General features: G+C 52.8%; 20 protein-coding genes, 1 pseudogene and 1 riboswitch. Of the genes and pseudogenes, 14 read left to right on the top strand and 7 right to left on the bottom strand.

The window, feature by feature from the left end; all coding sequences use genetic code 11:
• Positions 1 to 63: 63 nt before the first annotated feature.
• Positions 64 to 1,077 carry an ABC transporter substrate-binding protein gene (locus ACT3TC_RS11385; RefSeq protein WP_087110786.1) on the bottom strand — a complete coding sequence of 338 codons (1,014 nt, stop codon included), beginning with the start codon at positions 1,075 to 1,077 and terminating at the stop codon, positions 64 to 66.
• A 73-nt stretch (positions 1,078 to 1,150) separates the two neighbouring features.
• Positions 1,151 to 1,343: riboswitch (cobalamin riboswitch) on the bottom strand.
• A gap of 101 nt (positions 1,344 to 1,444) precedes the next feature.
• Positions 1,445 to 1,675, bottom strand: a pseudogene (locus ACT3TC_RS11380) (arginase family protein); the annotation flags it as partial.
• Between ACT3TC_RS11380 and ACT3TC_RS11375 the strand changes: the two are divergent.
• On the top strand, positions 1,607 to 1,780 hold the full coding sequence (locus ACT3TC_RS11375) for a helix-turn-helix domain-containing protein (protein WP_444640161.1): 174 nt from the start codon (positions 1,607 to 1,609) through the stop codon (positions 1,778 to 1,780). The pseudogene ACT3TC_RS11380 and the gene ACT3TC_RS11375 overlap by 69 nt on opposite strands.
• Here ACT3TC_RS11375 and ACT3TC_RS11370 read toward each other — a convergent pair.
• The gene (locus ACT3TC_RS11370) at positions 1,770 to 3,089 is read right to left on the bottom strand and encodes an NRAMP family divalent metal transporter (RefSeq protein ID WP_192528415.1); all 1,320 of its coding nucleotides are present in this window, start codon (positions 3,087 to 3,089) and stop codon (positions 1,770 to 1,772) included. The two genes, ACT3TC_RS11375 and ACT3TC_RS11370, sit on opposite strands and share 11 nt — an antisense overlap.
• Positions 3,090 to 3,445: 356 nt before the next feature.
• On the opposite strand from ACT3TC_RS11370, the gene ACT3TC_RS11365 reads away from it, so the two are divergent.
• On the top strand, positions 3,446 to 4,096 hold the full coding sequence (locus ACT3TC_RS11365) for a hypothetical protein (protein WP_444640147.1): 651 nt from the start codon (positions 3,446 to 3,448) through the stop codon (positions 4,094 to 4,096).
• A gap of 45 nt (positions 4,097 to 4,141) precedes the next feature.
• Here the strand turns inward: ACT3TC_RS11365 and mapR are convergent, their stop codons facing one another.
• Entirely contained in the window at positions 4,142 to 5,563 is a 1,422-nt protein-coding gene (mapR, locus tag ACT3TC_RS11360) for a GntR family transcriptional regulator MpaR (protein WP_087110820.1), read from the bottom strand.
• A gap of 67 nt (positions 5,564 to 5,630) precedes the next feature.
• Positions 5,631 to 6,896, bottom strand: a complete 1,266-nt coding sequence (gene fabF / locus ACT3TC_RS11355; protein WP_444640146.1) for a beta-ketoacyl-ACP synthase II — start codon at positions 6,894 to 6,896, stop codon at positions 5,631 to 5,633.
• Between the two features lie 128 nt (positions 6,897 to 7,024).
• Here fabF and ACT3TC_RS11350 point away from each other — a divergent pair, with 128 nt between their 5' ends.
• Positions 7,025 to 7,675 (top strand): TetR/AcrR family transcriptional regulator, encoded by a 651-nt coding sequence (locus ACT3TC_RS11350; protein ID WP_444621613.1) that lies wholly within the window; start codon positions 7,025 to 7,027, stop codon positions 7,673 to 7,675.
• On the opposite strand, the gene ACT3TC_RS11345 is transcribed toward ACT3TC_RS11350, so the two are convergent.
• On the bottom strand, positions 7,672 to 8,595 hold the full coding sequence (locus ACT3TC_RS11345) for a LysR substrate-binding domain-containing protein (protein WP_444640145.1): 924 nt from the start codon (positions 8,593 to 8,595) through the stop codon (positions 7,672 to 7,674). The genes ACT3TC_RS11350 and ACT3TC_RS11345 overlap by 4 nt on opposite strands.
• Positions 8,596 to 8,726: 131 nt before the next feature.
• Between ACT3TC_RS11345 and ACT3TC_RS11340 the strand changes: the two genes are divergently transcribed.
• On the top strand, positions 8,727 to 8,999 hold the full coding sequence (locus tag ACT3TC_RS11340; RefSeq protein WP_172117817.1) for a DUF2798 domain-containing protein: 273 nt from the start codon (positions 8,727 to 8,729) through the stop codon (positions 8,997 to 8,999).
• A 225-nt stretch (positions 9,000 to 9,224) separates the two neighbouring features.
• On the opposite strand, the gene ACT3TC_RS11335 is transcribed toward ACT3TC_RS11340, so the two are convergent.
• A complete protein-coding gene (locus ACT3TC_RS11335; protein ID WP_444640144.1) occupies positions 9,225 to 9,950 on the bottom strand; it encodes a GntR family transcriptional regulator in 726 nt (241 codons plus the stop codon).
• 277 nt (positions 9,951 to 10,227) lie between these two features.
• On the opposite strand from ACT3TC_RS11335, the gene ACT3TC_RS11330 reads away from it, so the two are divergent.
• The 10 genes from ACT3TC_RS11330 (at position 10,228) to ACT3TC_RS11285 (ending at position 21,870) form a co-directional block, all read left to right on the top strand.
• Positions 10,228 to 10,512 carry a UxaA family hydrolase gene (locus ACT3TC_RS11330; protein WP_444640143.1) on the top strand — a complete coding sequence of 95 codons (285 nt, stop codon included), beginning with the start codon at positions 10,228 to 10,230 and terminating at the stop codon, positions 10,510 to 10,512.
• Positions 10,513 to 10,514: 2 nt separating this feature from the next.
• Positions 10,515 to 11,684, top strand: coding sequence for a UxaA family hydrolase (locus tag ACT3TC_RS11325; protein WP_087110832.1), 1,170 nt, complete (start codon positions 10,515 to 10,517; stop codon positions 11,682 to 11,684).
• 183 nt (positions 11,685 to 11,867) lie between these two features.
• Positions 11,868 to 12,833: a tripartite tricarboxylate transporter substrate binding protein gene (locus ACT3TC_RS11320; RefSeq protein ID WP_444640142.1), complete on the top strand. Its 966-nt coding sequence runs from the start codon at positions 11,868 to 11,870 to the stop codon at positions 12,831 to 12,833.
• A gap of 19 nt (positions 12,834 to 12,852) precedes the next feature.
• A complete protein-coding gene (locus ACT3TC_RS11315; protein WP_444640141.1) occupies positions 12,853 to 14,385 on the top strand; it encodes a tripartite tricarboxylate transporter permease in 1,533 nt (510 codons plus the stop codon).
• Entirely contained in the window at positions 14,382 to 14,864 is a 483-nt protein-coding gene (locus ACT3TC_RS11310; protein WP_444640140.1) for a tripartite tricarboxylate transporter TctB family protein, read from the top strand. The genes ACT3TC_RS11315 and ACT3TC_RS11310 overlap by 4 nt, the downstream gene beginning before the upstream one ends.
• A 69-nt stretch (positions 14,865 to 14,933) precedes the next feature.
• Positions 14,934 to 15,872, top strand: coding sequence for a hydroxyacid dehydrogenase (locus ACT3TC_RS11305; RefSeq protein WP_444640139.1), 939 nt, complete (start codon positions 14,934 to 14,936; stop codon positions 15,870 to 15,872).
• On the top strand, positions 15,869 to 16,873 hold the full coding sequence (locus ACT3TC_RS11300) for an Ldh family oxidoreductase (RefSeq protein ID WP_444640138.1): 1,005 nt from the start codon (positions 15,869 to 15,871) through the stop codon (positions 16,871 to 16,873). Before ACT3TC_RS11305 ends, ACT3TC_RS11300 begins: the two co-directional genes overlap by 4 nt.
• Positions 16,874 to 17,299: 426 nt before the next feature.
• Positions 17,300 to 18,343, top strand: coding sequence for a YeiH family protein (locus ACT3TC_RS11295; protein WP_444640137.1), 1,044 nt, complete (start codon positions 17,300 to 17,302; stop codon positions 18,341 to 18,343).
• A gap of 478 nt (positions 18,344 to 18,821) precedes the next feature.
• A complete protein-coding gene (locus tag ACT3TC_RS11290; RefSeq protein WP_444640136.1) occupies positions 18,822 to 20,411 on the top strand; it encodes a Re/Si-specific NAD(P)(+) transhydrogenase subunit alpha in 1,590 nt (529 codons plus the stop codon).
• Positions 20,412 to 20,427: 16 nt separating this feature from the next.
• Positions 20,428 to 21,870, top strand: coding sequence for an NAD(P)(+) transhydrogenase (Re/Si-specific) subunit beta (locus tag ACT3TC_RS11285; RefSeq protein WP_444640135.1), 1,443 nt, complete (start codon positions 20,428 to 20,430; stop codon positions 21,868 to 21,870).
• Positions 21,871 to 21,971 lie beyond the last annotated feature (101 nt).

The following is a 21,971-nucleotide window of genomic DNA, read 5'->3' as shown; positions in this document are numbered from 1 at the left end:
GCCCATACATTAATGAGTAAGAAGCGCGCCCTTGGGGCACGCTCAATGTGGCGGCGCAATGCCTCACGGTGATAGGTCAAATTCCGCTAACTGGTTGGCGAGTGCTTCCAGCGCAAAGATCGCTCGAACCGAGGGGTCCATCGCATGGGCATCAATCTCAATAATGCGGCCTTGTTGCACGGCTTCGGTCATGCTGGTGACAGGGTCTGACGCAAGATACGCCCGCTTGGCGGCAATGTCGTCGGCTGGGAACCGACGGCGATCCATTCTGGCGGCAGCAATAAACGTGGGATCACTTCTAACAATGGTTTCCCAACCGACGGTGGGCCACTCCTCTTCTGATGTCACGACGTTAGCGATGCCCAGCTTCGACATCATCCAGCCGGGCACGCTATTAACACCTGCCACGTAAGGGTCGATGCCCAGGTCGGCGGAGGAGTACCAAAACACGCCGGTAGTATCGTCCGGTAAATCAAGAGCCGCCGCTTTTTCGATGGCCGCAGCTTCACGCGCCTTCAGTTCGGTTATCAGCTCGTCACCGCGTTCGGCAACATCAAACATCTGCGCAAGCGTCGCGATGCTGTTGTAAAGCAGTTCGGTATCAAACAGCGTTGTGCGGGCGCCGTCCATGCTCTGGTGGTTGCTTTTGCCAATACACTCCGTGGGCATGGTCCAGCTGGGAATGCCCACATCGGCAAACATCTCAGGCGTACCGACCACGCCTGCGGGTCCAATCATCCACTCATAGGCAGATATCACCAGGTCGGGCTTGGTAGCCACCACGCTTTCGTAGCTTGGTGCATCATCCGCCAACCGTTCGACATTAGCGTCAATGTCAGCAAACTCCTCCAGTACCGGGTTAATCCAGAGTGCGGTGCCAGCAACCGTATCTTCAAGGCCCAGCATGTAAAGGATCTCGGTGGGCGCTTGGCCGATACTCACTACCCGCTCAGGGGGCGATTCTAGTGTGATCTCGTGCCCGCAGCTTTCAAGCGTCAAGGGGTAATCGGTGGCGGCATTGGCGGTTTGCCCAAGCCAAAGGCTGGCGACAGCCGCCGTGGTTAATCTCAACATCATGTACACTCCCGTGCATGATGAGCAGGCCGCTGGCGTGTAGCTGGCTAAGTAGCCAGCCGAGCCGACCCGCTCGATGAAGGTTAGGGTGTCGGCAGGTCTCCTGACTGACGGGTCGTCGCTAGCTCACCTTCCCAGACATAGCGTCCAGTGGCATTGTCGAGCATCGCTCGCCGCCTACAGTTGCGGGGGCAGTTCCGTTTCGCGGCCGGGCCACGGCGGATTCTCTATTAGGTTCTCGAAAGAACACCGACGTGGTTATTCTAGGGGGTAACGGTGAGGCTTAACATGATTAAAATTAGCCTGGGATCACCGCTTTCTGGGGATGGCGGTTATCTGTTCTGCTGGACGATTCTGGCTGAACCCGATGTTAAGTACGCTTGGATGCCGCTAGGAAATACAAAAACTCAAGCCCTAGAGTAGCCGCGGCAAGCGAGGTAATGTCGCCGTGATCGTAAGCCGGGTTGACCTCGACGACGTCCATGCCCACTAAATTCATACCCACCAGGCCGCGAATAACCTTTAGCAGTAAATCGGTCGACATACCGCCACATATCGGTGTGCCGGTGCCCGGTGCAAATGCAGGGTCGAACTCATCAATACCCGCGCGGCCGAAAAACTGCACTTAAGCCAGTTAGCGCTCAGCCATGCACTAAAGCGGCTTCGCGAGGCGCTGACTAGCGAGTACTTACGAGTTAGTGAATAAAGCGAACATAAATATAACCCAGTGACAGAAGCGCCAGGGTAGCGATTGCTAGCCAGCTCCAGGCATTAATCAGGCGTGAAGGGCGCTGGGACACCGGCACGGTTGAGCCGTTTGCCGTCAGGTGGTTGAGGGTAGCCAGCACCGGGCTTATCAAAAACGCCACGACCATGACAAAGTCCATAAACAGCCGGAAGCTGCCCATCAAGGTATACAGAATCACCACGGCCAGTAGTGATAAGCCCACCATGCATACAAAAAATGCGCGGCTGCCCTCAATCGTACGGCTCTCTTCCGTGGCGCCTTCCGGGCGTGTAAACGTATAGTAAGAGGCCGTGATCATGCGTGGAAAGCCATCCAGCACGGTCAGCAGTGTGGTGAGCATGACGGTAAACGCGGAAATACCCACGACCACGCCGCTCCACTCGCCCAAGGTGTTGGTATAAAGGCCAATCACTTGGCTTGCAAAAGCGACGGCGCCATCGGCGGGCGTTATTGCTTGGCTGTGCATCACGCCAGCGCCCATTACGACAAAACAGGCCGCCAGAACGGCCGCGCCGATATAGCCGATATTGAAGTCGATTTTTTCGGCGGCAGTGCCACTGCGCACGCCCTGATTTTTATTACGCGCCTCTGACCACAGTGAGTTCATCACCGCGAGCGTAATATCAGATGGCATCAAGCCAAGCACCGCTACCAGGGTAATAAAGGTGGCTGTGCTAAAAAGCGGAGAGACGGCTGTCGCGGGGTAGAAGGTCCAGTCGACCAGGGGCACGGCCACCAGGGCGGCCAACAGGGTGGTGACGCTTAAGATGACAATAAAGACTTTATTGACCCAATCCAGTAGCTTGTAACCGCCTGCAAATGTCAGCACGCAGCACAGGGCAATCAGTATCACGGCGATGGCTGGCGGGCTTAACGTCATAGGCACGATACTGCCGGCAAGACCTGCCGTGGTAATCGCAATGGCGGCAATAATAATCGCCGAGACAGGTATTTGGACCAGCGCAAACAGCGCCACCACGGATTTACCAAAGGTCTGGCGGTAGCCCTCAACCAGCGACTTGCCTGTGACGCTGACATAAAATGGCCCGAAGAAAAAAGACGGATACTTAAGCAGTATGGCAAGTAAAATAAAGACCAGTAAGCCGATGCCATACTCCGCCCCAGCACGCGTTGATTGAACAACGTGAGACGTGCCAATGGCTGCCCCCGCAAATAAAAAGCCGGGGCCAAGCGCGGCCAGGTATTTGGCATACATGGATGTGACCGGAGGAGAAGCCGTCAGCGTGCTGGATTCTTGAGGGGGCATGGTGGGCTCCTTGTGAGCGAGATTTTATTGAAATGTCATTATTGTTTTAAGCGATTCTGATCGCGGGCCGCTATGTTAGCTCAGTCTTTGATGGCTTTCATGCGCTATGCGCTGTATGACGCTACTCACGTATAGCAAAATCATTAAGGTTAGCTAAATGGCGAAGGCGTCACGCGAGCCGGGTTTGCTTGCGCTGGGTCAGCCTTTAAGCTGATATGTATTTATCGTAACGTTCTGAGTCTGTACTGAAACGGCAGTGCAAGGCAGAATTCAAAAACGCACAGATGGCGAGCAGGGCATTCGTTAACCAGACGTCAGGCTGTTAGGGTGATAAAACGTTTAAGAGGCGCGCTACTATGCTAACTGTTTTCATTTATTTTATGATTTTTGTGGGTGTCACCGCCGCTTTATATCAGGTGTATGAGGTTAATTATAATATTAATTTTGCCAATGACTTGAAGCTCTCAAATGCCGATAAAGAGCGCTTAAGCGAGCTTTCTCATAAAGCATTGTTGGCGAAGCAAACAGGCGGGTCAGCCGATTTTGACCAAGCGGTCGCCCACACATTTGGGCCTCAGATGAATCATCATATGGCGCTCCTGGCGTTTACAGAGGAAAAAGCGGGCACCTATGCCATTCCTCTTCTACGCCGCAGGGGGCAGCTTGATGTCAGCGGCGAATTGCGCGTGCGGCATTTGTCATTCTGTAAAACCCGGCTGCCAACATGGGATGCCCGCGTGCTGATGATTTCACTGGTGATTGTGAACAGCATGCTGGCGCAGTTCCTGGGTGGAATGAGCATCTATACGCTGCTATACCCCTTTTCATCGGCCGCCTTTACCTGGCTGAATGAACCCCCGGTGCTGATGCTATTAACCTTCGTGTTGATCGCCATCTCTCACGGCATTTTCCGGCTTGATATGTATCTGCACGACCTGTATCAAATTGGAAAGCTTGCCCGGTTAACATCGGCAGACAACCGTCATCTGCATAGCCAAAAGGCGTAAGTCGCTAAAACGAGCGCCTGAAAATGAACACCTGAAAAGCAGCGCTTAACAAGATGCCAGCATTGCTCTTAGCTGCTCGCCCAAAAACGCCATGGCCTCTTCGCTGCGCGGTGTCCATGGGTGGCCATAGCTTAAGCGGGCGCAGTTTTGATACCCCTGCGTGGCAGAGAAGATAGGCCCAGGTGCAATGCTGATCCCTTGCGCCAGGGCTATTTGAAACAGGCGCAGCGAGTCCACCGGCTTGGGAAATTCAAACCACAGAAAGTATCCGCCAGCCGGGCGTGTTGCGCGGGTATCCTTGGGAAAGTAGCGTGCCGCCGCCGAGAGCATACGGGTTTGCTGAAATTCCAGTGCCAGGCGCAGTTTGCGCAAATGGCGGTCGTAGCCGCCGTGCTGAAGGTAATCTGCAATGGCTACCTGAGCGGGCACCGAGGGTGAAATTGTCGTCATCAGTTTCAGCCGGGAAATGCTTTCGGCGTAGCGCCCTCCGGCTACCCAGCCGACCCGATAACCGGGCGCCAGGCACTTTGAAAACGACCCGCAGTGAATCACCAATCCTTCATCATCAAAGTGCTTAACGGGTACGGGGGGCTTGGAGCCAAAATAGAGCTCGGCATACACATCATCTTCGATCAGCGGCACCTGATGCTGCTTCAACAGCCCATACAGCGCCTGCTTTTTGGCCGTACTCAAGCTCGCCCCAAGCGGGTTTTGCAAATGGCTCATCAGCCAACAGGCTTTAATCGGGTACTTGGCAAGGCTGTCTGCCAGCTTGTCCAGGTCGATTCCTTCCCGCGGATGAACAGGAATCTCGACTGCCCTTAACTTCAAACGCTCCAATACCTGAAGGCTTGCGTAAAAGGCCGGTGACTCGATGGCGACAAGATCACCAGGTTCGGTCACGCACTGAAATCCCAGGTTCAGGGCTTCCATGGCGCCATTGGTAATCACCAGTTCCTGGGGCGGTAGGTGCACGCCAGCCAACCGGTAACGCAGAGCGATCTGGCGGCGCAGTGCCGTATCGCCTGCGGTCATATCTGTGATGATGGCGTTGGGAGAAAGCTCGCGTAGCCCTTTGGCCATGCTGCGCGCCAAGCGGGGAAGCGGAAACAGCTCAGGGCTTGGAAAGGCCGAGCCAAAAGGCACCGTATCGACATTTTGAAGCGACCCCAGCACCGAAAAAACCAGTTCACTTACCGCAATGTCGGCCGTTTCAGGGTGGCCTTGGGTCATTTCGGGCTCGTTGAGAAACTGCTGCGCCTGTTCGCGGACAAAGTAGCCCGAGCGTGGCCGCGACACGATTAGCCCCTGCTTCTCCATCAGGTAGTACGCCTGAAACACCGTCGATGGGCTAATGGCGTAGTGGCGGCTGGCCTGGCGAACTGAGGGTACACGCTCCCCTGGCGCCAGCACACCACTGCGGATAAGTTCGGATATTTCCTCGGCAAAGCGTTCGTAGCGTTTCATGTTCTTCCACCGCTAAAAGCAGGCCAAGAGGATACGCGAACGGCGGTTAAAAGCCGACGGCCAGGCGCTACATCTGGCTGATAATCAGCGCCGCGTTGACGCCACCAAACCCAAACCCGTTGCACAGCACATGCGGGGTGGGCTGGGTGCGCGTTGTTAGCGGGATAAAGTCTAGGTCCTGCATATCTTCATCGCAGTGCGTCAGGTTAAGCGTGGGCGGCAGCTGGCCGGTGGTGGCAGAAAGCGCTGAAAAGATGCTCTCAACACCGCCCGCCGCCCCCAACAAATGGCCCGTTGCCGATTTGGTGGAAGAGATCGGAATGTGTGGCAGTTTGCTACCAAACACACGCCGTAAGGCGGCAATTTCTGCCCGGTCGCCCACGGGCGTTGAGGTGGCGTGAGCATTGATATAGCCAATCTCATCCGCGTTAAGCCCCGCCATTTTCAGCGCCGAATGAATCGCCGCGGCGGCGCCGTTACCGTCCTCTGGCCCGGCAGTAATATGGTAGGCATCGGCACTGGTGCCGTAGCCGCTAATGACGGCCAGCGGCGTGGCGCCGCGCGCTTGTGCATGTTCAAGTGTTTCAATCACCAGCAGGCCCGCACCTTCGCCCATCACAAAACCGTTGCGGGTGCTGTCGAAGGGACGCGATGCACTTTCAGGCTGTTCATGCTCGGTGGAAAGCGCTTTGAGCGCGTTGAAGCTCGCTAATGATAGTGGATCAATACACGCCTCGGCGCCGCCTACTAACGCCACGTCGGCTTCACCGCTACGGATTAGACGCATGCCGTCGCCAATCGCTTGCAGGCCCGCCGCACACGCCGTCACCGGGCAGCCCAAAGGCCCTTGAAAGCCATAGCGAATCGACAGGTTGCCCGCCGCCATATTGGCTAGAAACGCGGGTACAGTAAACGGCGACACCCGGCGGTAACCTTTCTGCTGTAGCGTTTGCTGGGCCTCGGTAATCGTGGGGAACCCGCCAATGCCGGAACCGATAATGGTCGCCGTGGCGCGGCGTTGTGCTTCGTCCGTTGGCTGCCAGCCAGCCTGCTCAAGCGCCTCTTTTGCCGCTGCCATGGCGTAAAGGCTGAACAGGTCCAGCTTGCGGCGCTCTTTGGCATCTGCGATACCATCCAGACAAAGCCCTGCCTGCGGGTCATCAGTTGAGTGGGCAACCGCACCGGCAATTTTGATAGGCGTTTGAGCGGTATCAAAGCGGGTAATCTGGCGAATCCCTGAACGGCCTTGCAGCAGAGTGTCCCAACTTGTCTTGACGTTGCATCCCAGCGGGCTGACCATGCCCATGCCGGTGATAACAATAGGTGAGTGCATAGCGGCTCCTCAGTGCTTTAAATACGGCTACGCTAGCAGTACGCATTATATGATCAAGATAATATTTAGCAGGATTATTTAGCCAAACAATTTAGCCGAACGATTTAGCAGTACATAACGAGGTCAACATGCCTTATCCCAAAAGCCATAAGGCGAAAACCCGAGAGCGTATCCTGGCGTCAGCCACTGAACTGTTCAGCCGATACGGCTTTAATAAAGTCTCCATCGGTCAGGTCATGAAGCTGGCTAGAATGACCCACGGGGCTTTTTATTCCCACTTCGCCTCCAAAGAGGCGTTGTATGATGCCTCGGTGCGTAAAACGCTGGATGGCAGCCGGGCGGCACGCTTGGTAAAAGGGCCGCTCTCCTTGCAGCATCTAACGGAGCTGGTCTCTAACTACTGGAATCTCCAGGAGCTTGAGCGTAAGCAACAGCCAGGGCCGGAAGCGGTGCTGTTTAATGAAATAGGCAGCGAGAAAGCCGAGATTCGTACCATGTTTGAGGCGTCTTACCTGCGGATGAAAAAGATGCTTGAAATGCGCTTGCTTGCCCTGAGTAAGCTAAAAAAACTCCCCTTTGCCCACGACCGCGAAGTGATTGCCGATAAGTCGCGGGTTATTCTGGCCGCGCTGGTGGGGGCTGTAGCCATTGCCAAAAGCCTACCCGGTGAGGAAGAGCGTCAGCATGTGTTATTGGCGACCCAGCGCCAGATTTTGCTAATGCTGGGAGTAAGTGAAACGGAAGCCGAAGGGATGCTGCAACGCGTGATGTCGGCCTAGGCCCGCCAGTGGGCAGGGAGAGTCTCGGTGAGAAACTGCTGAAACGCCAGGACCTTGGGCGTTAATTCACGCCGATGCCGGACACAAAGATAAAACTCTAGTGGGTCAACCTCCAGGGGCTCATCAGCCGCAAACGGCGGCGTAAACAGTGCGACGAGCTTGCCCTGCGCAATTAACGGTTCTGCAATAAACGCCGCTAACCGTGTGATGCCACCACCTTCAATGGCCATCTGGGCCAGTGCATCAATGTCGTCGCTGATCATACGTGCCTTCACCGGCACATCGAAACGTATGCCGTTGCGTACCGCGCCCCAGCCGAGATAGCGCCCATCCAAAGGAAACCGAAATACCAGGCAGTCATGCTCCTTAAGCTGCTCCAGGGTGTGCGGGTATCCGGCCTGCTCAAGATAGCGAGGTGCTGCGCAGAAGATGGATGGCACCCGCGCAATAGGACGTGCCACCAAACCCTCTTCCAGCGCATGGCGAATGCGAATGCTGGCGTCAACCGATTCGGCGATATGGTCCACGTGGCGGTCGGCAATGCTGAGCTCGACCGTGATGTCGGGATAGCGGCGATTAAAGGCTGGGATCATGGGGGCCAATAGGTGCCGGGCAAAGGCACCGGTTGAGGCGATGTGCAAACGCCCTCTGGGTGCGTCATGCAGCGCGCTGACGGCCTGACCGGCAAGCTCCAATTCCTGTACCAGTTCACGCACTTTTGCGTAATAGGTGGTACCGCTTTCCGTCGGCGCTAAACGGCGCGTAGTGCGGGTGAGCAAGCGCACCCCCAAGTGGGTTTCCAATCGGCTGATGTTTTGGCTGGCGGCTGCCGCGCTAATACCCAAACGGCGCGCGCCGCCCGCAATGCTGCCTGCTTCAACTGCTTTCACAAAACTCTCGATACCGCGTAACGCAACCATAAGCCATACCTTAATCTTTAGCGCCACTCGTAATATTAACTTACGGCTGTGCTTATCGTGAACCTGCTTCTGAATTGGTTCGAGTCACTGTAGAGTGCGCAAACACGTTTGATAGGTAAGGTAATTCACCCATGACAACCCGCCGCTACCCAGAACAGCGCCTGCTTGCAGCGCGCAAGCTGCACCCACGTTTTACGCCGGTCATATTTGCATTATACATGTCGACGATTATGGCGTTCTTAATGACCCTGATTATTACCGCCGTTAATGCGGGAGTGAGTGATCACTATTTCAGCCAGGTATGGCACGCCTATCGGGTAGCCATGCCCAGCGCCTTTGTGTGCATTTTGGTAGTACGGCCACTGGTTGCCCGTCTTGTACAGCTTACGATCAGGTCGCATTGAGGTAATTATGCCGCTTGATTTTTGCGCATACTGCTCCTGCCGGTGACGATGTTTGGAAAGTCATGCCATGCATGCATCCGAGGTGTTATCGAAGCGATGCATGTATGGAGAGAAAGAATTTTATATGCCAAGCCTTTCAGAATGTGCTGGAAAGCTTGGCAACTGAACGTGGTCAGTAAAACTAATTAAACACCTAAAAGCCTTCGACATCTTGTTTTAAGGCTTTCACAGAATATTCCAGTAGCAGTGTTGTTGCGTAACACATCGTGAAACACGATATTCAATAGCTTCATCTTGAAGACCTTTGGCAACTCTACGAACTTCGATAAGTGGAGAACCTAATTCTACACCCAAATGTTTTTGTTCTTGGGTACCTGCCGCAACAGCGAACAGCTGCTCTTCTGCCTTTGAAACACTTTGCTTAAATTGCTGCTGATAGAGCTGATACAGCGTATTGGGCAATGTTTCAGGAATGCTTTCGAGCTTCGGAAAGCGCGTTGCATCGACTATCAGGTCTTCTAATAACGCTGGGATTTCATCCAGAACTCTGACTCGCTGGATATGCACTACCATGGCTTTTCTTTCAAGCCCTAGCACTCTCGACTCTTCATTGCTGGCGCGTCGGCGTTCGCGTAGCAGAACACGAGACACAGGCAGTGATCGAGTGCCATCCAAACGCATGAAGTTAAAAAATTGAAACAATGAGCGATCGCTGTCATGCGTTGCGACGACGGTGCCTTTGCCTTGATAGCGAATGACCACGTGGTCCTTAGCCAGTGCATCCACCGCCTTGCGTATAGTCCCAACACTAACCCCGTACTCTTGAGAAAGAGCCGACTCGCTAGGAATGAAGGTTCCTGGCGGCCAAATACTCGAAACGATGCGTGACAATAGCGCTTCTTTTATTTGCTGATATAGAGGGCGATAAGAAGGTGCTGGGTGGTCGTTCATATCCGGTTCCTTGACGTGTTTCTTGTACGCCATGCGCTAGAGACGTTAGTGCTTCAATGCTGATGACAGTGAACACTAAAGCCCTGATGTTAGCTATTTTCAGTCATAGCCGCTCTGATTTAAGACAATAATATCAAAAAAAGATATAGATGACTTGAACTCTTATGTTATCTATCATATATATGATACAGGATGCGATTTAGATAAGCCGGTTCCATCTGGCATCCTTGATTTGATAACAGTAACAATATCAATAACCTAGTAGAGAGAAGACATCATGAGCATCGACTTCGTAGTACATGATGCCGACGATAGTGTCGGCGTCGCGGTGGTCGAAGGCATCCAGGCTGGCCAAGAACTGACTGGATGGGTCATGCAAGGTGACCGAACTATTACTTTTACAGTAAGCGACTCCATTCCTATTGGGCACAAGTTGGCAATTCGTGATCTGGCTGAAAATGACGCTGTCATGAAATACAGCGTCGATATCGGCCGCGCCATCAAGCCGATCGAGAAGGGCGAACATCTGCACGTTCACAACGTTAAAACCAAGAGGTGGTAAAAATGGAAATCAAAGGTCGCAAGTTTCTGGGCTATCGCCGCGAAAATGGGCGTGTTGGTGTCCGTAATCACGTTATCGTTCTACCTGTTGATGACATTTCTAACGCTGCCGCTGAGGCAGTTGCCAATAACATTAAGGGCACTATGGCGTTGCCGCATGCCTATGGCCGGTTGCAGTTTGGCGCTGACCTGGATCTACACTTCCGTACTCTGATCGGTATCGGTTCTAACCCTAACGTCGCCGCTGTTATCGTAATTGGTATCGAGCCAGGCTGGACCAACAAGGTGGTTGATGGCATTAAGGCGACAGGTAAGCCTGTGGAAGGCTTCTGGATCGAGCAAAATGGGGATCACAACACTATTTGCGCGGCTTCCAAGAAGGCCAAGGAGTTCGTACAGCACGCCAGTGAACTGCAGCGTGAAGAGTGTGATATTAATGAGCTTTGGGTTTCTACCAAGTGCGGTGAGTCTGATACCACTTCAGGTTTAGCTTCTTGCCCAACAACAGGTAACGCCTTTGATAAGCTCTACGATGCGGGCTGTACGTTGGTATTCGGCGAAACTTCCGAATTGACGGGCGGTGAGCATCTCGTTGCCGAACGGTGCGCTACACCTAAAGTGCGTGAACAGTTTCAGGCAATGTTCGATCGCTACAGCGATATGATTGATCGCTACAAGACCAGTGACTTATCTGAATCCCAGCCGACCAAAGGCAACATCGAAGGTGGCCTAACCACCATTGAAGAAAAAGCGCTAGGTAATATCCAGAAGATTGGTAAGCGCTGCCAGGTAGATGGCGTACTCGACAAGGCCGAAGCACCTACTGGCGCAGGGCTTTGGTTTATGGATTCCTCATCAGCAGCAGCCGAGATGGTGACGCTATGCGCAGCTGCTGGTTATGTTGTGCATTACTTTCCGACTGGCCAAGGCAATGTGATTGGTAACCCCATCTTGCCGGTTATTAAGGTCTGCGCTAATCCACGCACCATGCGTACCATGAGCGAACATATTGATGTTGATGTAACTCACATCCTTAGGCGTGAGATGGATATGGATCAGGCGGGGGATGCATTGCTGGAAATGACTCTACGTACTGCCAATGGCCGCCATACAGCTGCTGAGGCGTTAGGTCATCGTGAATTTGTAATGACTCGTCTCTACGAAAGTGCTTAACGAAATTGTGGCGCCCTGACGTTTGTTAGGGCGTCGTCTTGGGACTTTTTCAGGAGTAGTTACCTGGTAATAAAGTAAAGATTGTAAGAGTCGCGCCTTCTAAAAACGCGCCGTAATTTATCGTAACTCCGGTGCACTTGCTCGCAAGTTAACAATGACAACGAAGATACTTGGAGAAAAATTATGCGAATCTCTCTATCCATCGGTTTAGCCGCCGGCCTCGGTTTATCCCTCGCCAGTGCGCTTACGACAGTCGCTATAGCGGACGACTTTCCTGCGAAGAACATTCAGTACGTTATGCCTTTTGGCCCAGGCGGTGAATCTGATATTAGTGCTCGTCTTCAGCAGAAATACTTTGAAGAAATAACCGGTAAGCAGCTAATTGTGCAATACATGCCTGGTGGAGGTGGCGCTGTTGGCTGGTCTCAACTATCCGACATGCCGACCGACGGCCATGCGATTATGGGATCCAATTTGCCTCATATCATCCTCAAACCCATGGGCCAGGATGTTGGTTTTCAAACCGAAGACATTAATAATTTCTTTTATTTTCACTACTCCCCCGATGCGATCCTCGTCCGCAACGAAAGCCCCTATCAGACGCTTGATGATCTAATTCAGGCTGCTCAGGAAGCCCCTGGCGCTGTCACTTTTTCTGGCAGTGGCACCTACAGCGCAAATGATGTCGCCAACACGCGTTTTCAACAATTGGCGGATGTAACCACAACGTATATTCCCTTTGGTGGGTCTGGAGCGGCTGTTACGGCGTTACTAGGCGGAGTGGTAGAGGCGGAGTGGGGATATACCACGATCGCAGCTAACCATAACGACAAGGTTCGCATGCTGGCGGTGGCCTCTGAAGAGCGTCACCCCATGTTCCCCGATGTACCTACTTTCCAGGAGTTAGGCTATGACATGGTAGGTGGTGCCTATCGTGGTATGGCCGTGCCTGAAGGAACTCCCCAGGAGATTCAGCAGAAACTCTCCGATATCTTCCAGCAGATTAATCAAAACCCGCAGTTCCAGCAGGAAATGCAGGACCTTGGCTTTGTATTGATAGATGTGCCAATGGGAGAAATGGATACATTCATGAGCGATCAAATGGATGTTTACGAGGCTTCTGCACGTGAACTCGGCTTAATCGACTGACCTCTAAGGGAGAAGTCGTATGGATATTCTCAGTCATGCATTAGGCGCCCTGTCACCCCTGAACCTAGGGCTGGCGCTGCTTGGTGTTGCCTCGGGGATTATCATCGGGGCACTGCCGGGGCTTTCAGCCACGATGGCCGTAGCGGTACTCGTCCCGGTGACCTTTGGGATGACGCCAGAGTCAGCACTCATTATGCTGGGCGCTATTTATACAGGTGCCATTTATGGGGGGTCTTATTCCGCCATTTTGGTTAATACACCTGGAACGCCATCGGCGATAGCGACGACCTTTGATGGTTTCCCTATGGCCAAGCGTGGCGATGGCGATCTCGCGGTTACCCTCTCCACCTTGGCCTCGGTGGTAGGTGGATTGGTTGGCGTATTTGCCCTGTTGACGGTGGCTCCCCTTTTAGCTCAGGTAGCGCTGAGTTTCGGTCCCGTTGAGTACTTTTGGCTAGCCATTTTTGGGCTCACACTGATTTCTGCTCTTTCGGAAGGCTCTACCCTGAAAGGGTTCATGGGGGCAGGTTTCGGTCTGTTGTTATCGACTATAGGCGTCGCCGTAGTAGGAGGCGATATCCGCTACACCTTTGGCTCTCAAGTGCTGTTGGGTGGAATCGAGATAGTGTCGGCGTTAATAGGTTTGTACTGCATTCCGGTGCTTATTGATCTTGTGGCTTCCCCTGAATCTCATCTTAAAGTTGATGAAAAACAGCGTGGAGTCCGTTTACGTGAAGGTCTTATGCATGCATGGATCGGTAAATTTAATCTATTACGTTCAGCCACTATTGGCACTGGGGTCGCCATTTTGCCTGGTGCTGGGGGCTCAATTGCAAGTTTGGTGTCTTATTCGGAAGCCAGGCGTGCTGCTAAAGACTCTAGTTCTTTTGGTAAGGGTAACCCTCAAGGAGTACTGGCGACCGAAGCGGCCAATAACGCTACGGTGGGCGGAGGATTTATCCCAACATTGGTATTGGGGATTCCGGGTACGCCACCGGACGCCGTTATCCTGGGGGCTCTTTTGGTGCAGGGTTTTCGTACTGGCCCAGAGCTTTTTACGACCAATGCCAACATAACGTACACCTTTGTTGGGGGCTTGTTTATCGCTACGTGCTTATTGCTGCCCCTTGGCTTACTCATTGGTCGTTACGCATTTAAATCAATTGTTAGCATTCCGAAGGAATTGCTGGTGCCCACCATCGCTTTTATGACAGTGATTGGGACCTATGCGATACGTAATAGTGTTAGCGACGTCATCATCATGTTGACACTTGGGGTAATCGGCTGGGTGCTCAACCGCTACGGTTTTAAGCCCTCACCTATCGTATTGGGATTGATTTTAGGGCCCATTGCCGAGCAGGGGTTTGTTCAGGGCTTCTTAATGGGGCGTGCGAGCGGCTCCTACGCAATGACGTTCTTTGGTGGGCCAATTTCGTTGACGATCATCGCCTTATCGATCCTCAGTGTCTTCTACCCAGTGATCAAAGCGCGTCGATCACAGCGGCGTCACACGAATGGTGCGGATGATTCCCGTCAGGAGGTTTCATCATGAGCAAATCACTTCCCAAACTCCAGGCGTCGTGCTCAGCACGCTCAGAATTCCTGATGCCGCTGCTGTTCATCGGCATTGGCGGTGTTTGCCTATGGCAAAGCCAGGACATGAGCCAACTGGGGGCTATCTTTCCCGTCACCATTGCTGTCGTGGTTATCATCGCGGGGTTACTGCGGCTTGCTCAGTTAGTAGTGCGCGGGGTGTTAAGCAATACAGAACGTGACAAGGGGTCTACCCCTAGGCGGGTGCTGCTAGTGGTCGTGATGACAGCCTGGGCATTAGTGATGCCGTGGGCGGGTTTTCTGCTGACGGGACTGGCAAGTTTTGTCAGTTTGATGATGATTGCTCAGTACAAGGCATGGACGCCAAGGCGTTTAATGGGGCATCTACTTACAGGTGTCTTACTGGTTGCATTTTTCTACGCGCTTTTTGCTTTATTGCTCAATGTGCCGTTACCACTAGGGCGATGGTGGGTGTAGCAGAGCGGCTTTGTGGTGATATACAACAATTCATGCTGGGTTTAGCCCGGTAATAAAACTGGAGTATCTATGTTTAAGATAGTGATTTCTGAATTCATGGATGAAAAGGTGGTCGCGCACCTTAGAGAATTATTTGAGGTGGTCTTTGATACAGAGCTGGTTGAAGACCGTCGTGCCTTGCTTAAAGCAGTCACCGATGCTGACGCTATTATTGTGCGAAACCGCACTCAGGTTGATGCCGAATTATTAGCAGCAGCTCCGAAACTTAAGGTGGTGGGGCGTTTAGGCGTGGGGCTTGACAACATCGATCTAAAAGCATGCGAGTCGCAAGACGTCGTAGTCAAACCGGCGCACGGAGGCAATGGAAGCTCAGTCGCCGAATATGTGCTGACGGGTATTTTGCTATTACGCCGCCAGGCTTATTTTTCGAACCGCGAAATGCTGGCAGGAGAGTGGCCTCGCCAAGCATTGATTGGTCGTGAAGCGAGCGGCTGCACGCTGGGGTTGGTCGGTTTTGGCGCCATTGCCCGGGAAACGGCAAAACGAGCACTTGCCTTGGACATGCGAGTCATTGCTTTCGACCCCCACTTGGCAGCTGATGCATCGGAGTGGACCGGTATTGAACGCTATGAAAGTCTCTCCTCCCTACTGGAGGCAGCTGACGCAGTCAGTCTTCATGTCCCCCTGACCGAGGATACTCGACACCTTATTGATGCTGCTGCTCTTCAGCGAATGAAAAACAGCGCCATTTTGATCAACGCGGCACGAGGCGGCATCGTTGATGAAGGCGCATTAGCAACAGCATTGCGTGAAGGCCGGTTGGCCGGCGCTCTTCTTGATGTGTTTGAGCAGGAGCCATTGATGCAAGGTTCGGTGCTTGAAGATATTCCTAATCTGATCGTGACTCCTCATATCGCTGGTGTTACTGATGAGTCCAATGCTCGTATCAGCCAGATGACAGCAGACAATGTTCGTACAGTCTTGGACAAAGAGGGCGTGAATGTATGAGTGATAACATTGAGCTAAACGTGGCGCAGGTCCGTGAATTAGCTATGGCTGCTATGCGGGGGCGCGGCTTTGGTGAGGTTGAGGCTGCTGCTACAGTGACGGCCTTGCTGGCTGCTGAGCACGATGGTTTACCATCACATGGTCTTTCGCGGTTACCGTTCTATCTGGACCAAGCCGCAAGTGGCAAAGTTGATGCATCAGCAACACCTGCTGTCGAGGTTAATGGCGCCGTGGTACTTGTTGACGCTAAATACGGACTGGCGTTTCCTGCTGTGGAGCGTGGTCTGGAAGCTGGCTATACATGTGTTACGAAATCAGGCATTGCGGCAGTATCCATCGCTCGCTCTCATCATTTCGGCGTAGCCGGTGTGCCGGTAGAAGCTGCAGCACGGCGAGGTTACTTGGCCTTGGCTTTCAGTAATGCCCCTTCTGCAATGGCGCCCTGGGGTGGCAAACAACCCTTATTTGGTACTAATCCCATCGCATTCGCGTGCCCTCGTCGTGCCGGTGATCCGCTTTTGATTGATTTATCGTTATCAAAAGTAGCACGTGGAAAAGTGATGTTGGCAAAGATCAAGGGGGAGCCGATCCCGGAAGGCTGGGCATTGGATACCGATGGACAACCAACAACTGATCCCGATAAAGCAATTGCAGGCAGTATGACGCCTGCTGGTGATGCTAAAGGAGCAGCCTTGGCACTGATGGTTGAATTACTCACCGCTGGTCTTACGGGAAGTAACTTTGGTTTTCAGGCAAGCTCCTTTTTTGATGCAGAAGGTAAACCACCCGGCATTGCCCAACTGATTCTACTGATAGACCCTCAGCGTTTCTCGCCGGGGTTCGTTGAACATGCTGAAACGTTATTTGCCGCTATGCTAGACCAGCCCGGTGTCCGAGTCCCCGGCGAACGTCGCTTTCAGCAACGACGCGAAAGAGGTGAAAATATAACGATAGCCACTTCTTTAGTACACGATCTTGAAAACCATGCACAGGCAAATTAATAACCAGTGTTCTTGTGCCAATGGTTCGATTCTTAAGAGCATAATGTTTGGCATGGTTCTAATAAAATACTTTGCTCGGAATTTACGAGTAACTCTATGAGCAAGTATCTTAGCTAAAGTAAAGATTGTTATAGTTAGTTGGATGCCTTCTTTGTTCTCGAGTATATGTTGTGTGCTGAATGCTTTTTGCGAATAAGTATATTTGGCTAATGTTTTGAGATGAGGTTGCTTATGACCTTGGTTGGTATAAGTAATTGTTTCCAATTTTAGTGCGTTATATCGTAGCTTTAAGAAGTTATTAAGATCAGAAAGATAATAGAGTTTCTTGCGAGGCTATTTTGTGATGTTTTAAATGCGCAGCTTACATCAGTTATATGCCTTGAATAGACATATGTGTATTAGGAGAGCAGGTGGATGAGATTGCCTATGTTCGTGCCGTCTGAAGAAAATAGTTTTACTCGCTTAATGCGTTGGATAAGTAGTTTCCGAAATATTGGCCGGGGGCTATTAGTATGTGTAACGATAGCATTAGCGACAACTTTTATTGCTGATCATTATGGTGGGCCAACGCTTCTTTATGCGCTCCTTTTTGGTATGTCACTGCACTTTCTGAGTGATGAAGAGCGTTGTCGCCAAGGAGTTGAGTTCGCGTCTCGTACTGTTCTTAGGGTGGGGGTCGCATTGTTGGGAGCAAGAATGACATTTGAGCAAGTAGGTGAGCTTGGCATAGTGCCTGTGCTTACTGTTATCGGGTCTGTTGCTATCGTTATTATTATGGGAGCAATTTTAGCCAGGGTGCTCGGGCTGCCGAAAGATCTTGGCCTGTTAACGGGGGGCTCTGTTGCTATTTGTGGCGCATCGGCAGCATTAGCGCTTTCGGCAGTCATGCCGCGTCATGAAAATAGTGAGCGTAATACTATTCTTACAGTAGTTGGGGTAACCACGCTTTCAACCGTTGCTATGGTGGTTTATCCATTGATTGCAGGGGTTCTGAACCTTGCTAACACACAGGCAGGAATTTTCTTGGGAGGGACTATCCATGACGTTGCCCAAGTGGTTGGTGCTGGTTATATGATATCGGAGGAAACCGGAGATACCTCAACACTCGTGAAGCTAGTACGCGTTGCCATGTTGGTACCCACTGTTGTGATTTTTATGTGGATGTTTCGCTCGTCACGTCAGGGCGAAGGGGGGGCTACAAGGGTTCCAATGCTACCAGGTTTTCTAGTGGGCTTTGTCGTTCTTGTGATAATTAATAGCCTGGGCTTAATTCCAGAGATAGTTAATGACGGAATGTCAACGATGTCACGCTGGTGCCTTGTTATAGCCATTGCAGCGTTGGGTATTAAAACCTCTTTCCAGAAACTTGCAGTCGTAGGATGGAAGCCAGTGATATTAATGGTATTGGAAACACTGTTATTGCTTATTATTGTGCTTGGAATGGTGTTGTTCGCTGGCGAAAATATTTAAAGTTTCTAATAAACACGATGTTGACGTTTTTTTACACAAAAAAATTATCGAGCAGTGGGCGCTTATGAATTGCCGAGTGCCTTCAGAATAGCCAGCGGTAATGCCTAAAGTAGCACCGGTGTTGATTGATGCATTGCCCTTAGGGCAAGCATTGGTAGCTGACAAGCAGGATAGCAGCGGGCATGTAAGTGGCAGGCCACTGGTTACCCGTCTTGTACAGCTTACGATCAGGTCGCATTGAGGTAATTATACCGCTTGATTTTTGCGCATACTGCTCCTGCCAGTGACGATGTTTGGAAAAGCTCATGCCATGCATACATCAAAGGTTGAATGGCTTTATTAAAACGCAACATGAGAACCTGTAACGTTTTATAAAGATGTGGTGGTCGAAATCAACCGCCGTCAAGCGGGCTGTACTTGGCATCAGAACAAACCATGACAGCTTATTGTCGGCTTTCAAACCGTAGGGAGTACCCGTGTGAGAATAGGCGCACCTAAGGAAACGAGTCGGGGAGAAGCACGTGTGGCGCTTACCCCTGAAAGCGCAAAGCAGATCCAAAAGCTGGGCCACGAGTGTCTGATTGAAACAGGCGCTGGTCTTGCGGCGGGCTTTAATGACAACGCTTATCGTGATGCTGGCGTTACCGTAGTGGATAGTGCTGACGCTCTTTGGCAGGGCGCTGAGGTGGTCATTAAAGTCCGCGAGCCTTCTGATGAAGAAGCGGCACGACTACGAGAAGGACAAACGCTGATTGCGTTTTTCTGGCCCGCTCAAAACGAAGCGATGCTTGAGAAGTGCCGTGCCCAAGGCGCCACCGTGATTGCGATGGATATGGTGCCGCGCATTTCTCGTGCCCAGAAAATGGACGCGCTCTCCTCCATGGCCAATATCGCCGGTTACCGCGCGGTAATAGAGGCAGGCAATAATTTTGGCCGCTTCTTTACCGGCCAGGTAACTGCTGCGGGCAAAGTGCCTCCGGCTAAGGTGCTGGTAATTGGCGCAGGCGTTGCCGGGCTTGCGGCCATTGGTACCGCCACCAGTCTGGGTGCTGTGGTGCGTGCCTTTGATGTGCGTCCGGAAGTCTCCGAGCAGATCGAGTCGATGGGCGCTGAGTTCCTGTTCCTGGATTTTGAAAACAGCGAAGACAGCGAAGATAGTCAGGATGGCTCGGCAAGCGGCGGCTATGCCTCGCCCTCAAGCCCTGAGTTTCGCGAAAAGCAGCTGGCTTGTTTCCGCGAACAGGCGCCCGATGTGGACATCGTTATTACCACTGCGCTGATCCCCGGGCGCCCGGCGCCCAAGCTGTGGCTTGAGGATATGGTCGCGGCCATGAAACCCGGCTCGGTGATTGTTGATCTGGCGGCTGAAAAAGGCGGTAACTGCGATTTAACCCAGCCCGATGAGCGTATCGTCTCCGATAACGGCGTGATTGTGGTCGGCTATACCGACTTCCCCTCACGCATGGCGACCCAGTCGTCCTTGCTGTATGCCACCAATATTCGCCATATGCTGACCGATTTAACGCCTGAGAAAGATGGCGTGATCAATCACAATATGGATGATGACGTGATTCGTGGCGCGACAGTGACTTACCAGAGCGAAGTGACCTTTCCGCCGCCCCCGCCCAAAGTAAAAGCGATTGCTGCGGCCAAACCGAAGAAGAAAGAAAAACAGCCGACGCCCGAGGAGAAAAAAGCTGCAGAAGCATCAGCGTTTAAGGCCCAGTCCAAGCGCCAGGTCGGCATATTGGCCATCGGCGGAGCGCTGATGCTGCTGCTCGGCCAGATTGCGCCCGCGTCCTTTATGCAGCACTTTATTGTCTTCGTGTTGGCGTGCTTTATCGGCTTCCAAGTGATCTGGAACGTAAGTCACTCGCTGCATACACCGCTGATGGCGGTGACCAACGCGATCTCGGGCATCATTATTTTGGGGGCGATTCTGCAGATTGGCTCCGGCAGCGCCGTAGTGGGCGTGTTGGCGGCGATCTCGGTACTGATCGCAACCATCAATATCGTGGGTGGCTTCCTGGTGACACGCCGGATGCTGGCCATGTTCCAGAAATCCTGAGCGGCGGAGAGACGATATGTTAGGTCAAGGATTCGTATCTGCCGCGGCGATCGCGGCAAGCGTACTGTTTATTCTGTCGCTAGGCGGCTTGAGTAACCAAGAAAAAGCCAAGCGTGCTGTGTGGTACGGCATTGTGGGTATGGCGCTGGCAGTATTTTTTACTGCCTTAGGGCCGGGGATTGGCGGCTACTGGTGGCTAATTCCGATGATGGTGATTGGTGCTGGCATCGGTGTCTATGTGGCGGGCAAGGTCGAGATGACCGAAATGCCGCAACTAGTGGCAGCGTTGCACAGTTTTGTCGGCTTAGCCGCGGTGTTTGTCGCCTGGAGCGCGGATTTAGAGCGCCGCCGAGTACTGGCGGCACAAGCGGCCGATGGCGTTATGCAGGAGTTTTCTGCCTTTGCCGCGCTGGTAGCCACCAAGGCGCCTGACGAACTCACTTTTCTGCAGATTGAAGTGGTGTTCGCTATCTTTATCGGTGCAGTGACTTTCACCGGTTCGGTGGTAGCGTTCGGTAAGCTGGCTGGTAAAGTGGACGGCAAACCTCGCCAACTGCCCGGTGGACATATACTTAACGCCGGCGCGGCGGTGCTGTCACTGCTGTTAGCGATTTTGTACCTTAACAGCGCTGGCTTCTGGACGTTGATTGTATTGGCGGCCCTGTCGTTCTTTATCGGCTATCACCTGATTATGGGGATTGGCGGCGCCGATATGCCGGTGGTGGTGTCGATGCTCAACAGCTATTCCGGCTGGGCGGCAGCGGCTATCGGTTTCACGCTCTCTAATGATCTGTTGATCGTGACCGGGGCGCTGGTGGGCTCCTCCGGTGCGATTCTCTCCTACATCATGTGTAAGGCGATGAACCGCAATTTCGTTAACGTGATTTTGGGGGGCTTTGGCGGAAGCACCGGGCCCGCAGCGGAGATCGAAGGCGAGCAGGTGGCGATTGATGCCGGCGGTGTGGCCAGTGCCTTGAACGATGCTGATAGCGTGATCATCGTGCCTGGTTACGGCATGGCGGTAGCGCAAGCTCAAAGCGCCGTCAGCGATTTGGTGCGCAAGCTGCGTGCGGCAGGCAAGACCGTCCGCTTTGGTATTCACCCCGTGGCGGGGCGTTTGCCGGGTCATATGAACGTGCTGCTGGCCGAGGCCAAGGTGCCTTACGATATCGTGTTGGAGATGGATGAAATCAATGACGATTTCGCCAGCACCGACGTGGTGATCGTGATTGGCTCCAATGACATCGTCAACCCGGCCGCCGAAGAAGACCCCAACAGCCCCATCGCCGGTATGCCAGTGCTGAGGGTCTGGGAGGCCAAGCAAGTGTTTATCTCCAAGCGCGGCCAGGGCACTGGCTACTCGGGTATCGAAAACCCGCTGTTCTTCAAGGAGAACAGCCGGATGTTCTACGGTGATGCCCGCGATAGCCTGAACGCGTTGCTGCCACTGGTCGATTAACGCTCCACAACGCAGTGCAACCCAACGAACAGGGCGCCCAAGGGCGCCCTGTTCGCGTTTAATCGGCACGTCTCGCTCACTGTCATGGTTACCGGGAAAGG

It is taken from the genome of Halomonas sp. AOP27-A1-41 (genome assembly GCF_052378605.1).
GTDB lineage: Bacteria > Pseudomonadota > Gammaproteobacteria > Pseudomonadales > Halomonadaceae > Vreelandella > Vreelandella citrativorans.
The sequence above is the reverse complement of the archived record's forward strand: the minus strand, read 5'-3'. Positions and strand labels throughout refer to the sequence as shown.